This window comes from Pseudomonas sp. R4-84, assembly GCF_054130985.1.
This window is the reverse complement of sequence record NZ_CP096390.1, coordinates 2,779,923-2,793,404: the sequence shown is the minus strand read 5'-3', so window position 1 is coordinate 2,793,404 and position 13,482 is coordinate 2,779,923. Positions and strand designations below refer to the sequence as shown.

9 protein-coding genes are annotated in these 13,482 nt (G+C 61.3%); 6 read left to right on the top strand and 3 right to left on the bottom strand.

Features of this window, described 5'->3' with window-relative positions:
- Positions 1-13: 13 nt before the first annotated feature.
- The 3 genes from M1D68_RS12715 to M1D68_RS12705 all read left to right on the top strand — a co-directional run bounded on the left by M1D68_RS12715 (position 14) and on the right by M1D68_RS12705 (position 2,215).
- On the top strand, positions 14-796 hold the full coding sequence (locus M1D68_RS12715) for an ABC transporter substrate-binding protein (RefSeq protein WP_420763915.1): 783 nt from the start codon (positions 14-16) through the stop codon (positions 794-796).
- 68 nt (positions 797-864) lie between these two features.
- Complete coding sequence (locus M1D68_RS12710; RefSeq protein WP_420763916.1) at positions 865-1,290, top strand: GlcG/HbpS family heme-binding protein; 426 nt, start codon at positions 865-867, stop codon at positions 1,288-1,290.
- A gap of 91 nt (positions 1,291-1,381) precedes the next feature.
- On the top strand, positions 1,382-2,215 hold the full coding sequence (locus M1D68_RS12705; protein WP_420763917.1) for an AraC family transcriptional regulator: 834 nt from the start codon (positions 1,382-1,384) through the stop codon (positions 2,213-2,215).
- Between the two features lie 6 nt (positions 2,216-2,221).
- Here M1D68_RS12705 and M1D68_RS12700 read toward each other — a convergent pair whose 3' ends face one another.
- On the bottom strand, positions 2,222-3,757 hold the full coding sequence (locus tag M1D68_RS12700) for a family 10 glycosylhydrolase (protein ID WP_457970636.1): 1,536 nt from the start codon (positions 3,755-3,757) through the stop codon (positions 2,222-2,224).
- Positions 3,758-4,052: 295 nt separating this feature from the next.
- Between M1D68_RS12700 and M1D68_RS12695 the strand changes: the two genes are divergently transcribed.
- Both M1D68_RS12695 and M1D68_RS12690 read left to right on the top strand, forming a co-directional pair.
- Positions 4,053-4,655, top strand: coding sequence for a LysE family translocator (locus M1D68_RS12695; protein WP_434558842.1), 603 nt, complete (start codon positions 4,053-4,055; stop codon positions 4,653-4,655).
- A 225-nt stretch (positions 4,656-4,880) separates the two neighbouring features.
- The gene (locus M1D68_RS12690; RefSeq protein WP_457970634.1) at positions 4,881-9,986 is read left to right on the top strand and encodes a dermonecrotic toxin domain-containing protein; all 5,106 of its coding nucleotides are present in this window, start codon (positions 4,881-4,883) and stop codon (positions 9,984-9,986) included.
- On the opposite strand, the gene M1D68_RS12685 is transcribed toward M1D68_RS12690, so the two are convergent.
- Together M1D68_RS12685 and M1D68_RS12680 are read right to left on the bottom strand one after the other, a co-directional pair.
- The gene (locus M1D68_RS12685; RefSeq protein ID WP_457970632.1) at positions 9,943-10,944 is read right to left on the bottom strand and encodes a class I SAM-dependent methyltransferase; all 1,002 of its coding nucleotides are present in this window, start codon (positions 10,942-10,944) and stop codon (positions 9,943-9,945) included. The two genes, M1D68_RS12690 and M1D68_RS12685, sit on opposite strands and share 44 nt — an antisense overlap.
- 123 nt (positions 10,945-11,067) lie before the next feature.
- Positions 11,068-11,748: a murein L,D-transpeptidase catalytic domain family protein gene (locus M1D68_RS12680; protein ID WP_457970715.1), complete on the bottom strand. Its 681-nt coding sequence runs from the start codon at positions 11,746-11,748 to the stop codon at positions 11,068-11,070.
- 162 nt (positions 11,749-11,910) lie between these two features.
- Between M1D68_RS12680 and M1D68_RS12675 the strand changes: the two genes are divergently transcribed.
- Positions 11,911-13,473 (top strand): L,D-transpeptidase family protein, encoded by a 1,563-nt coding sequence (locus M1D68_RS12675; protein WP_457970630.1) that lies wholly within the window; start codon positions 11,911-11,913, stop codon positions 13,471-13,473.
- Positions 13,474-13,482: the final 9 nt, after the last annotated feature.

Here is a 13,482-nt window from a genome sequence, read left to right as displayed (position 1 = left end):
CCGGAGCTAATGAATGAACATCAAACGCATTGCACTTAACCTGGGCATCGTCTCGTTGCTGGCGTTCGGCGCCAACCTGCAGGCCGCGCAGACTTCGTTGCGCATCGGCATCGAAGCGGCCTATCCACCGTTCGCCTCTAAAACCCCGGACAACGCCATCGTGGGTTTCGACTACGATATCGGCCAGGCCTTGTGCGCCGAGATGAAGGTCCGTTGTGAATGGAAAGAGCAGGAGTTCGATGGCTTGATCCCGGCGCTCAAAGTGAAGAAAGTCGACGCGGTGATTTCCTCCATGTCGATCACGCCGGAGCGGATGAAATCGGTCGACTTTACCGACCGTTACTACCGAATCCCGGCTCGCCTGGTGTTTCGCAAGGGCAGCGGCATCAACGCGATTCCCGCGCAGCTCAAGGGCAAACGAATCGGCGTGCAACGGGCGACCAACTTCGATCGCTACGTCACCGACAAGCTTGCCCCGGCCGGCGCCGAAGTCATCCGCTACGGTTCGCAGAACGAGATCTTCCTCGACCTGCTGGGCGGCCGTCTGGACGCGACGATGGCCAGTTCGGTCGTCATCGACGAAAGCTTGCTCAAGCGGCCGGAAGGCAAGGATTTTGAATTTGTCGGACCCAATTTCGTCGAAGAACAATACTTCGGCACGGGCATCGGTATCGCGGTGCGCAAAAACGATCCGCTGGCGAGCCGCTTCAACCGGGCCCTGGCAACCATTCGCGCCAATGGCACGTACGATCGGATTCGCCAAAAATATTTCGATTTCGATATCTACGGTGAATAATCAGCGCATTGTCTACGGCCTGTAGGCGCTGGCCAGCAGGCCTCATGTTCCATAACTCGGGGTGATTCATGAAAACCAAAGCGGTACTCACGGAACAGGACGTTGCACAACTACTGGTGGCGGCCAAGGAGCTTGCTCACCAGCGCCAATGGGCGGTGTCGGTGTGTGTGGTGGACGATGGCGGACATCCCCTCGGGCTGCTGCGTCTGGACGGCGCGTCGCCCTTGTCGACCTACATCGCCACCGAAAAAGCCCGCACCGCCGCCATGGGACGGCGTGACAGCAAAGCCTTCGAGGACATGATCAACGGCGGCCGCCTGGCCTTCCTGAGCGCGCCGCACTTGCAGGGCATGCTCGAGGGCGGCGTGACGATCCGCCATGACGGCCAATGCATCGGCGCCATCGGAGTTTCCGGTGTGAAGGCCGAGGAAGATGCGGAGCTGGCGCGGTTGGCGGTGGAGACGGTGCTGCCGGTAATCACGCCCGATGCGTGATGCTATTTCCCCTCGATCTGCACAAATCTTCCAGACAGAGGCCCGAGCAGCCGTTAATCTGCCGGAGCACATCGACTAGACGGAAAGAAACATGACAGCGCGCAACTGGATCGATCTCAAGCAGGACGCCACGTCCGGCATCGAGACCGTGCGCGCGCATTTCGAGGGGCATGCCTACGATCCGCATTGGCACGACGCCTACCTGGTGGGCGTGACGGAGCAGGGCGTGCAGCAGTTCCATTGTCGCCGACAACAACACACCAGCACGCCGGGCAAAGTGTTCCTGCTCGAGCCCGGCGAACTGCATGACGGTAACGCCCCTCACGAACACGGTTTCACCTACCGCACGTTGTATCTCGAACCGCAATGGCTGGAGCGCGAACTGCGCTCGCTGTTCGAAGAAGCGCCGGACAACGCCCGCCTGGGCTTCGCCGCAACCCTCAACGACGACGCACAACTGGCGCGCGCCACCGCCACGGCTTTCCAGAGCTTGCATGAACAGGACATCCTGATCGTGCGCCAAACCGCCCTCGACATGCTGCTGTCCAACCTCACCCAACACCTGCACTGGCGCGCGCGGATCAATCCCGACCCGCGCTTGCCGCTGGTGGCGCAGCAGGCCCGCGACTACCTGCACAGTCATTTGAGCGAGGACATCGGCCTCGACGACCTCGCGCGGGCCACCGGTGTGGATCGCTTTCGCCTGAGCCGCGCGTTCAAAACCGCTTTCGGCCTGGCGCCCCATGCTTACCTGATCCAGCTGCGCCTGGCTCGGGCGCGACGTCTGCTGGCTCGTGGCGAAAGCGCCGTGGCGGTGGCTGCGATGCTCGGTTTTGCCGACCAGAGCCACCTCGGCCGTTGGTTCCAGCGTGCCTATCGCATGAGCCCGGCGGACTATCGCAAGCGAGCACTCCGGAACCAATGAACCGGTTCATTCGCTTTGTTGCGGTACAAGGGCGCTCCAACGGGCGAGCGCCATGGCGCTTTCATTGTGGTAGCGATCAAGTGCTGTCACGGCATACATCATCCCCTCGGAACTCGACGGTGACGTATCCACCCAACACTGTTGTGTTCCCGCGCTGCGCACCGTAGCGATCAGATTTTCAGGATTGTCGATCATGACTGACTGATTGCACGCGAATCTGTAAATCGCGTAGTACACGGTCCCCTCGTCATTTCCATCCACCCATCGAAGTTCAACCCCTTGCGACGCCGTGCGGCATTCCGGCTCTATGGGTGGGGCGGGGGGCTTTGTGCCTTTCCACGGCATGGAAGGAACGAGCGCCAGGGTTGGCCATATACTTTGATTGATCACACCTGTCGCGGGTAGCACCGCCGGGGCATGGAAGAATGACGCTCGAAAAAGAACACTTCCGTGAACGCCCTCCGATGTGAGGTTCCACAGGAGTTGGTTACCGATTTCAGTCGTGCCATTTTCCACGAGCCACTGTGGTTCCGCACTGCTGGCGACTCCTACTTTATAGAGTGCCATGCCGATATATAGATGCACACTTTTGCCGCGAACGACACTTGCCCACCAGTTCGAAATAATGTCGTACTGCACTATTCTGCGCGTCAGCGGCCAATACACTTGAGGCGCGATATAGTCGAGCAGTTCATCCAATACCCACTGTCTCGTATCGGCGAACTGCTTATCGTAGGTGGGACTGCCGGCCGTGGTATCCGACCCCTCTATATCGTCTCTTTGGTTGCGCCATACTCCTGCGGGACTGACACCGAACTTGACATGTGATTTCGAGGCTCGTATTCGCCTGGAAAGCAGGGCTATCATCTCGGTAATATTATTTCGGCGCCAATCGCCTTTGTCTTGAAAGGCATTACCATATTTTGCGAAAGTGTCCGCATCATCAAGTGGCGAGTCTGGCGTTTCGTAATAGAAATAATCATCGAGGTGAACGCCATCGATGTCGTAGTTGTCGACCACTTCCATGATGCCTTGAATAACCCAATCCCTTGCCTCTGGAACCCCTGGGTCCAGCACGAATCGCTGCGCGGCGATGCGGACCCAGTCAGGATTCGACGAGTAAACACTGACGGGCGAGGCGGGGGGCACGTTACTCAGCGCCTCGACAGTGCTTTGTCTTGTATTCATGGACACTCTGTATGGGTTGAACCATGCGTGCAGCTCCAAGTTGCGCAGGTGTGCCTGCTCAATGGCGAACTGCAATGGATCGTAACCGGGATGCTGGCCCAAAGTGCCAGTAAGATAGGCCGACCAAGGCAGTACTTGCGAACGGTAGAAGGCATCGCAAGCCGGTTTGACCTGAAAGAACACCGCATTGAGCCGCAGCTTGACTGCCTCGTCCAGCAGGTTTTTGAGTTCGTTCTTTTGTTGGTTGATGCGTGCCTGAGGATCAACAAGCGAGAGGGAGTTTTTTGATGGCCAGTCGAGATTGATTACTGTCGAGATCCACGTGCCTCGAAGATGGCGCTTGATGTTAGTCAAAGTATTACTCCCCGCAGAAAATATGATGTGTGCGGACAGGAATATAAATGAAGTAGTCAGGGTTGGTTGTTTAGCGTGCTGTCAATTTTGCGGCGAGATATTGCACGATCAAAGTATGTAACTTGGCATTGCCATGTGCGTCCGGTAACAGGGTTCCTCGACTAGCTTCGCGGGTCGGTTTTTACAGTAATGCACTGAGCCCGGTGGACTAGCGCAAGCGCTGCTCAATTGTTCCAGACTCAATACGGCGGCATCGGGATGATCAGCTCTACGATCACCAATGAGAAGTCGCTCCATGGACCAATTACTGCCGTTTGCCTTGTTTGCCTTCGTCGCCTCCATCACGCCGGGCCCGACCAATATCCTCGTACTGAGCCACAGCTCACGCTACGGCCTGGCGACCACTTGGCCGATAATCCTCGGCGCTTGCGCAGCCGCCGCCATGTTGGTGCTATTGGTGGGCACCGGGCTGGGGGACGTGCTGGCCCGGCATGGCATGGTTCAAACGGCGCTGTCATGGGCCGGCATCGCCTGGCTCAGCTGGATGGCTTGGCAGATCTACAGCGCACCGGCTGAAGCCATCGACCCGGACCGACCTGTGGACGGGCCCCGACTCGGCCTGGCGGGCGCCGCCGGGTTGCAGCTGGTGAATCCCAAGACCTGGATGATGGCGTTGGCGGTGGTCAGCGTGTTCGCCGGGTCCGAGGCCGACCGTACGGCGCGGGTGCTGTGGCTGTCCCTCGCGTTCTTCGCGATTTCGATCCCCTGCATGACTGCCTGGGCCTGCTTGGGGCGTGGCGCGGCGAGGTTTTGCCGTTCCGCCGTTGCGATGGGCCGCTTCAATCGGGCCATGGCGGTGTTGCTGCTGGTCTCGGCGTGGTTGACGTTGGTTGTCTAGTCGAGAGCCGCTTAGATGGCGGCCTGACGCGAAGGGGCAACGGGTTCGCTGCACGCACCCAGGCGCCGGGTGCGATTAGCCGCGTGCCCGCGCCCCAGTCTCGCAACCCCTTGCAACGCTTCGCCGGTTTCAAAAAGCGTCCGATTTCGACAGCATCGCCCAACCCTGAGCTGAGCGTGCTCACCACTTCGAACGCTCGAACGACCCCAAGGAAGGAGGTCCATCATGTCCATTCAAACTCATGTCGCCATCATCGAGGCCAAGCTGCCCGGCTGGTTGAAGCGAGCCGCCCGGCCTCATCAGACGCGCTTGAAAGCCCTCATGAAGCAGTTACAGAGCGACAGCGACGCACTCAACGCGTTGGTTGCCGACCTGCCGAAACCAGCGGTTTTCGCAACCAACCTGCTGCAAGCCGAGCCACAGATACAACGCTGGATTGCTGTAAACGGCTTTGGCACGGCTGTCGATGCGGTGCGCAGGGCAAGGGTGAGTCGCACCCACTACATCCGTGACCCCGCCCTGACGGTGGTGAAAGCCGCGATGCAAAATTTCCCGCCCGCCGATGCTGTGACAGGCAGCGACTTCGATAAGGACGGCGTGCTCTACATTCAAGGTCGCAGCCTGGAGTTCCTGGGCGCCGAAGAACGATCAAATACCGCGGCATTGCCCATGTCACCCGCCGAATTTGCGCGTCTTTGCCGCCGGATTAACGCAGGCGGGGCTTACCGACAGGTGCTCGAAAGCAGGTTGCCGCACCTCGGCGCCGAAGTCCCCGCCATTGCGCATGTCTACATGAGCTATGCACGCAGCCGTCTCGCCTACGATGCCTATGAAGCGAAGCTGGACGGGCGCCTGGATGAAACCGGCGAGCGGATGCTGGCCCACGTTGGTGTGCACCTGGAAGAGCGACCTGCCGTGCCGCTGGCTTGCGAGGTCAAGTCCCTTGAGCTGCTGTCGGTGCCGTTGTTCGGTGCACGGGTTTACTGGGGCGTGCAAGGCAACGCCGAAGGCGTTCGGCCAGTCGTCCTGCACATGCCCCATGATGCGGTGGCTCCCCTCAAGCAATTCAAAAGCCTGCAAGCCATGTCTGCCGAGCTGATCGAACGGGTACGTAAACGCAGTTATCGCCAGAGCCTGATGCATTACTTCCCGTTGCGCTTGCAGGCCTCGTTGGGGACCGCGTTGCACGATCAGGTGGAATGGCGGGTGGATGCCCACCCTAACGTGATGCAGGAGATCTACGGCCGCATCACCGGCTGGCGCGAGGGTGAGCGGGGCGAGGACGGGACGCGGGAACGCATCCGGGTGCCGATGCCAAAGGTTGCCTGGGGCCTGGGTGATCTGCGCGAGCAGCCTTGGCCCGCTTGCTATCGCGAGTGGCGCGGCCATGTATTGGCCAACGCGGCTACGCTGATGGTGCCCACCGAGGAGAAGGACTGGCAGGCGCGGATGGCGCGGTTTGCCTACTGGGAAAGCCTTGCCGAGCGTGCGTTGATGGTCACGGCCATGCTGTTCCCCTTCTACGCACCGGTTGGCATGACCGCGGCGGCGGTCGGGGGCGCGCAGATGGTGTATGAGATTTTTGAAGGCATCCAGGCGTTCAACGAAGGCCAGGCCCAGGAGGGCATCGACCATATCTTCAATGTCTTGTTCGGGATCGCCCAAGGTGCCTATCTGGGATTCGTGGGCGGGACCCTCGAGCCGATGTCCGCCCATGACGGTAGCACGCGCTTGTGGAACGGCGATGTACGTAGTTTCCGGGCGCAAGGCGTGCCGCCGGCAGAAGCCGAACAGGACGCGTGGGGCGTCTGGCGCACACCGGAGCAGGCCTGGGTTCGAATCGACGATGACTACTTCGAAGTCCAGGGAGCCGGCGACGCGCTCGACCTGCGCTTGCCTGCCGACCATCGTGGTATCCGACCGCCCCTGAAGTGGAACCGTGCCCGTGGTTGGCAGTGGGCCCATCGCGATCCGATGCGGCAGGGCAACCTGGAGCTGCTGCGATCCTTCGCCGAAACACCCTCCGAGCTGGATGACCAGACAATCCTCTCATTGCAGCGCCAGACAGGTATCAACGAGGAACATCTACGCTATTTGCAGGTCGAGGGCCAGCCATTGCCGGCAATACTCGCCGACAGTCTGGATGACGCGAGGAACTGGCAGGACCTGAAACAGGCCGTCGCGCGACTGCGCCGCAATGAGTCGATGGGGGGCGCGCACTTTCGGATCGTCCAGACCCTTGTCGATCTTCCAGGCTGGCCGAGAGGCGCCACGCTGCGCTACGACGATGGCGTCAGGGTCTACCCCATTGGGCGTGCGGGCGACGTGCGGTTTATCCGATTGACCAGCACAGATTTGCAGAGCGATGCCTGGGCCAACTATTTGCTCTCGAATTTGGGCAGGGAAGAACAGACCGAGATACTCGGGCAACGCAGCATCGGCCTGCGCCCAGCAGAGCGTAGTCGGCTGTTGGGGGACCGCTGGGCCGACCTGTTGGAGCGCAACGCGGCACGGGTGACCGATGGCATGCGTCGCGGTGTCGAGCTGGATCCGTTGGCCGCGCCGATCAAGCGTGCTTTTCCCGGTATGCCGGAGTCCATCGCCAACGAGCTTGCCCGTCAAACGACGGGGGTTGAACGGTTGCGCTTGGTCCAAGGGCGTGTGGCCGGGGACTTGGGTGACCAATGCGCCGAAGCGTTGCGTGAGTTGCGCCTGACCCGCGCGCTGGGCGCGTTGGAACGCGGTGAAAGCACCGGTGACCGGGATCGCCTGGTCATGGGCCTGCTCGACCAGTCGCCGCTGGCCAAGGGGCGTTTGCACCTTCGCCTGTGGTCGCGGGAACTCCGAACTCCGCTTGAGCTGGAAGGAGAAGGGCCGATGAAGACCATCCGCCAGGAAGGTGAGCGATACCAGCCTTTCGATGAACAAGGTGAAGAACTGGCGGGCCCTCTCCCGTTGGAGGAAGCGCTGCTCAGGGCCATGCCCGATGACGCGCGCAAGGCGCTCGGCCTGGATATATGGGAAGCGACGAAGCTGCGCACCCGTTTGCTCGACCAGGCCTTGGATGATCGGCAGGCACTCCGTGGTTTCCTGCAGATGAAGCGCATCGGTGATGACGGGCCCGGCCTGCAATCGCTCAACGGCCGCATGGGTTACCCGCTCAGCGGGCGTGGACGCCTTCCTCTATCGGCGTGGCGCAACGGCCTGGACCATCGGATCGAACAGCTTTATCCCGGTCATGCCGGTGATGCCATGGTTCAGCTTCGGCTGGATCTGAGCCAGCAGGCGAGGCGGGCGGGCACGACGCTGGAGGTGTATGTCGACCGGCTGCAAGCCCAGTGGACGGCACTTGACCAAGAGCTGCATCACTGGGAATCCCATGGAGACGTGCATCACCCCGCCGAAAACCTGCTCGACCCGCAGGCGCGGGCCGAGCAGCGCAGGATCGTCGGCGGGGAAATCCGCCGTGCCTGGCGACGCACCCCGATTCCGGGCCAGGAGGGGAGCGAGGTGCGGTTGAAGCTGTCGGGGCACTACCTCGGCCGATTACCGACCATCAGCGCAAATTTCGAGCACATCGAAGAGTTGATGTTGACGAATCTGAGCCTGGATGAGGACCCATCTGATTTCCTCCGGTTGTTTCCCAACATCGATACCTTGCACCTGCGGGGCAACCAGCTGAATACGATACCCGTGGCTGCCGGCGAGTTGCGCGGGCTGCTGGAGTTGTCAATGAAGGACAATCCCTTGTTGATGACCGCCGATGTCTTCGTACCTCTGCTTGGCGGCGATTCGGCGAGCAACCTGCATATCCTGAACCTGTCGGGAGTCAGCAGTGGGGTAGGGCCGTCGATGAGTGCCGCCACGGTCGAGGCCATCGGTCGCCTCGCCGAGCTGCCTTCGCTGCAGGACCTGGTATGGGCTGATAATCTGCATTTCACTCCCGAGCAGCTGCGAGCCATCGCCGCCTTGCCGGAGCTGCGCATCTTGAACCTGTCGCGCTGTGGCCTGAGGCTCGATGAGGAAGGCAGCGCATTCCTGCGCACGGCGACCGGGCTGGAGGAGCTCGCCTTGAACGGCAACAATTGCACCCATCTGCCAAGCCTGCCCGAGCTCAGACTGTTGCGGGACCTGGGACTGGCCAATACCGGGCTCGATACGGTGCCCCCGGCGGCCCTGGCGATGCTGTCCAATCCATCCGCCGCGCATATCACCCTCGACCTCATGAATAATCGGATCAGCAATATCCAGGATGACCTGCTGCCTCTATTGGGCGGTGAGCCAACACCTGATGTGCTGGCAATACTCCTTCAGAACAATCCGTTGCCGAGCGCCCAGATCCAAGCGCTTCGCGTCTTGCGACCGGAGGCCTTTCGCTACACGGCCGATGATTGGTTGGAGGGCTTTGACTCTTTTCGAGGCTCCCTGGAGGCGGCGCGCGATGAGCCCGGGAACAGGCGTTTCATTGACTGGTTTTCAGTCCGGATGACCAGCGATATCAACAGTGCCGACCCGGGGCTGCCGTCCAATGCTCGTTCCAGGGGAGCCGCCGTGCTCCAGCATTACACGAATTTCGAGGACATCTATGCCGAGCTTCCGAGCCGACTGACAGACTTTGATCCACAACTGGCAGCGCTGCGCAGCCGCTTGCAGCAGCGCATCCTGGACAGGGTATCGCCTGATTTGTCAGAGCTTGAAGTACACATATCCATGTTCATTACGGTACAGCGCGCCCGCCTTTTGAATGAACCCGTGCCTTTTGCCAGTTTCATGAGAATTCAATACGACTTCTGGAATTACTCGCTATCGCTCAGGCCGCTCACTGTTGCCGAGCGTGCCGCACTGATGAGCCGGGAGGCGTTCATCGACTGGCTTTGCACGGCCCAGGACATTTTCAACGATGCTGATCAAGTCGCTCACGTAGGGGAAACCACTTGGCGGCCATACCTTGGCCTGATGTCCCGGGACTGGACTGAAGGAGCGGCCATTTGGGAAAGCGTGGACGAGAAGCTGTCGGATGCCTTCAGCGAACCGGTGGACCCGGCCGGCTGGCCGCAAGCGCTGCTGGACAACCTCAGGCATCCAGCCGCCGATCTACCGAGTGCCTGGGAGCACGCTCCGGTGGATGGCCAGATGGTTTGGCGCCGAGCGAACCTGGAGGCCGTGAACGATGTGGAGTGGACTGCTGGCCAGCCGGTGGCACTCAATGATGATCAGTTCCGGCGCACCATGGCGATCTACCGCTCGGTGAGGACTCGGGAGATCGACGCCCTGGTTCGTCGCGTGACTACCGATCTGGTCGATCCATGGTGGCCGTTGCGGCCTCAATAGCGTCCATACCCTTGCCTGAGGCCTGTCGCCTGAACACCAGGGCCTTGAGGCCACAGGCCGGGTCAGCGTCTGGAAACTCCGGGGGATTGGCCAGCCGCTCTGCAAATAACAGCCCCGGCGCTTCGCGCATGACACCGTCGATGAGGAAGTCCGGGCCGGTGGCCGGATCGTTGCTGCAAGCCAGGACGGTTCCGGCAGGCGTCAACAGTTCCGGCAGGCGGCGCAGTACACGCTGATAGTCCTTAGTCAGCAGAAAGCTGCCTTTCTGGAAAGTGGGTGGATCGATGATGACAAGGTCGTACGGCCCGTTGCTGATGACCTTGCCCCAGGACTTGAACAAGTCGTGGCCGAGGAAACTGACCTGGCCCAGGTCATGGCCATTCAACCGGTGATTGTCGCGTCCACGGCTCAAGGCCGCGCGGGACATGTCCAGGTTGACCACGTGGTGCGCACCGCCGGCAATGGCCGCTACCGAAAAACCGCAGGTGTAGGCGAAGAGGTTCAGCACCCGCTTGCCAGAGGCATTGGCCCGCACCCAGTCGCGCCCGTAGCGCATGTCGAGGAACAGGCCGTTGTTCTGCTTCCTTCCCAGATCGATTCGGTAGCGCAGGCCGCCTTCGGTCAGGGTCCATTCATCGATCGGTTCGCCTACCAGCCACTGGGTGAGACTGTCGGGCAGGTATCGATACTGCACGGCGAGGGTATGGGCGCCGCTGTGTTGCCAGGCGGGCGAGGCGGCGAGGGCGCGCAGCATGGTGAACAAGTCATCCAGTTGCGTTGGAGCGGGCTCCTTGAACAGCGAAACCAGCACCACGCCTTGCAGCCAGTCGACAGTGATTTGCTCCAGCCCTGGCCAGCAGCGCCCGCGACCGTGGAATAGGCGACGGGTTTCGTCGGGCACCGATCCCAGCGCCGTCGACAAGTGGCTCTGCAATGTTTGAAGGGCTTGAGGATTCATCAGAAAAAACGCCAGCGACTCGAAAGGCCGGCATTTTAACCACCGGCGAACCGGGTGCAATCCCTGTGGCGAGCAAGCTTGCTCGCGCTTGAGTGCGAAACGCTCACACGATTGGGGCTGCTGCTAGCCGCCGCTGGTCGCCAGGATGCTCGCCACCTGTTGCGGCTGGCAATTGATATAGGCCGAACGCTTGAGCCACGCCGGGTCGGGGTACCAGGAAAACATGAATTGCCCACCCTTGAGCTTGTCGATCACCTGGCGCGCCACTTGCGGGCGTACGGCGGGGCAGCCGAGGCTGCGGCCGATGCGACCCTGGCGCGCGCTCCACAGCGGATTCACATAATCGGCGGCGTGGATCACGATCGCCCGGTCCCGGGCCAAGTCGTTGAAACCGGGTTCGAGGCCGTCCATGCGCAGGGAGTAGCCATGGGCGCCCTGGTAGCTTTCCTGGGTACGGAACAACCCGAGGCTGGACTGATAACTGCCCAGGCGATTGGAGAACTGCGTGGCGAAGTTTTCCCCGGATTTCTGCCCGTGGGCCACCAGGTCGCGCAGCACCAGCTTTTTCTGGCGCAGGTCGAAAATCCATAGCCGGCGGGCCGTGGACGGTTGCGAATAGTCGATCACCGCCAGGTGGCGGGCCTGTCCAGCGCCGTTGGCAACTGCGCACTGCATCGCACTCAGGGCACTTTTCAGCGCCTGGGGATTGAGTTCCGGCGCGGCGTGGGCGAGGCTGTTGTAAAGAGGCTGGGTCTTGGGCTTTTCGGCCAGCGCGGGGCTGCACACGACGCCCAGGCTGGTCATGACCAGGCAAAGTCGGCGCAAGTAGGCCGATACAGGCGAAAACAGCTTATGGTGGCGTTCGTTTGCGGCATCCCGTCCGGTTTCGTTTGTCTGCATGATGGCGGATCGTACCTGTCGCAAAATTCACCGTCAACGAGACGGCCATGGATTGGAGTAAAGCAGTTGTTTAAAAAGCCCGCATGTTACCTGAGCCTTTTATTGCTCGTTGCGCCATTGGTCGCTACGGCCGATGACGGCGATCCGGGGCAGGCGCAAACCACGCTGGCGCAGCTGTCGGTCAACTGCCCTGAGTTGGCTGCAAGCGTTGATTTTCCGACAGTCATGAGCTTGCAGTCCCTGTACCAGCAAAACGCAGGCCAGGCGATCTGGATGGACGATGAGCGGTTACAGGCGCTACAAATCCAATTGCAACAACTGGCGGATGATGGAATGGATCCGGCCCGCTACAGCCTACCGGGCCAGGGCGCCTATTCGAATGCGGCGTGTACCGACATCGCCATCAGCCAACGCTACCTGCAAGCCCTGCATGATTTGCGCTTCGGTTATCTGCCACAGAACCGCCTGGAGCCGATCTGGAAAGCCAATCCGCAATTGCCGGATCGTCGATCCATGGTGCTGCACTTCGCCATCGCGGGCCTGCACAATCCGGTAGAGGCTTTCGAACTGGCTCGGCCGAGCCTGACGCTCTATCGCAACCTGCGCGAGCTTTACGCCCGGCAGCGGCAGCAACCCCTGGCGGACTGGCAATCGGTGCCCGGCGGTCCGCTTTTGCAGCCCGACAAGCGCGACGCCCGCGTCCCGGCACTCGCCCGGCGCTTGTTCAACGAAGGCTACCTGAGCGTGCCGCCACTCGATGCCGATGAGCATTACAGCCCGAGCCTCGTGGACGCGATGAAGAATTTCCAACTTGACCATTCGCTACAAGCGGATGGGGTAGTGGGCCCCTGGACCGTCTCCGAGCTCAACATCAGCCCGGCCATGCGTCGCGAGCAGTTGCGCATCAACCTGGAGCGCATGCGTTGGTTGGCCCAGGACCTGGAGCCGGACAGCGTGCTGGTCAACGTGGCGGCGGCGCAACTGACGGTTTACCAGGGCGGCGCTCCAGTGTGGCAAACCCGCACCCAGGTGGGGCGTGCCGAACGCCAGACGCCGCTGATCAAATCGCGTATCACCCGCCTGACGCTGAACCCCACCTGGACGATCCCGCCGACCATCATGCGCGAGGACAAACTGCCCGAAATCCGTCGCGACCCGGAATTTCTCACTCGGCACAATCTGCGCGTGCTCGATCGGGACGGCTTGCCGGTGGCAGCGGAGAGTATCGACTGGGAGCACCCCGGCGATCTCATGCTGCGCCAGGATGCCGGCTCGAAGAATCCCTTGGGCAAACTGGTCGTGCGCTTTCCCAACCCGTTTTCCGTGTACCTGCACGACACGCCCAGCCAGGCTTTGTTCAGCAAAGGCCCGCGGGCCTTCAGCTCTGGCTGTGTGCGCATCGAGCAGGTCATGCACATGCGGGACTTGCTCGTAACCCCGGCCGAACGCAAGCGGACCGACACGCTGCTGGCAAGCGAGCTGACCCATGAATTCAGGCTGGCCAAGCCCGTGCCGATCCTGCTGGGCTATTGGACAGTGCAAGCGGACAGCCAGGGCCGGGCGGTGTATATCCCGGATATCTACCAACGTGATATCGCCCTGTCTGCCGCTGACCGCCGTGCGCTCTGAGCACAGGGG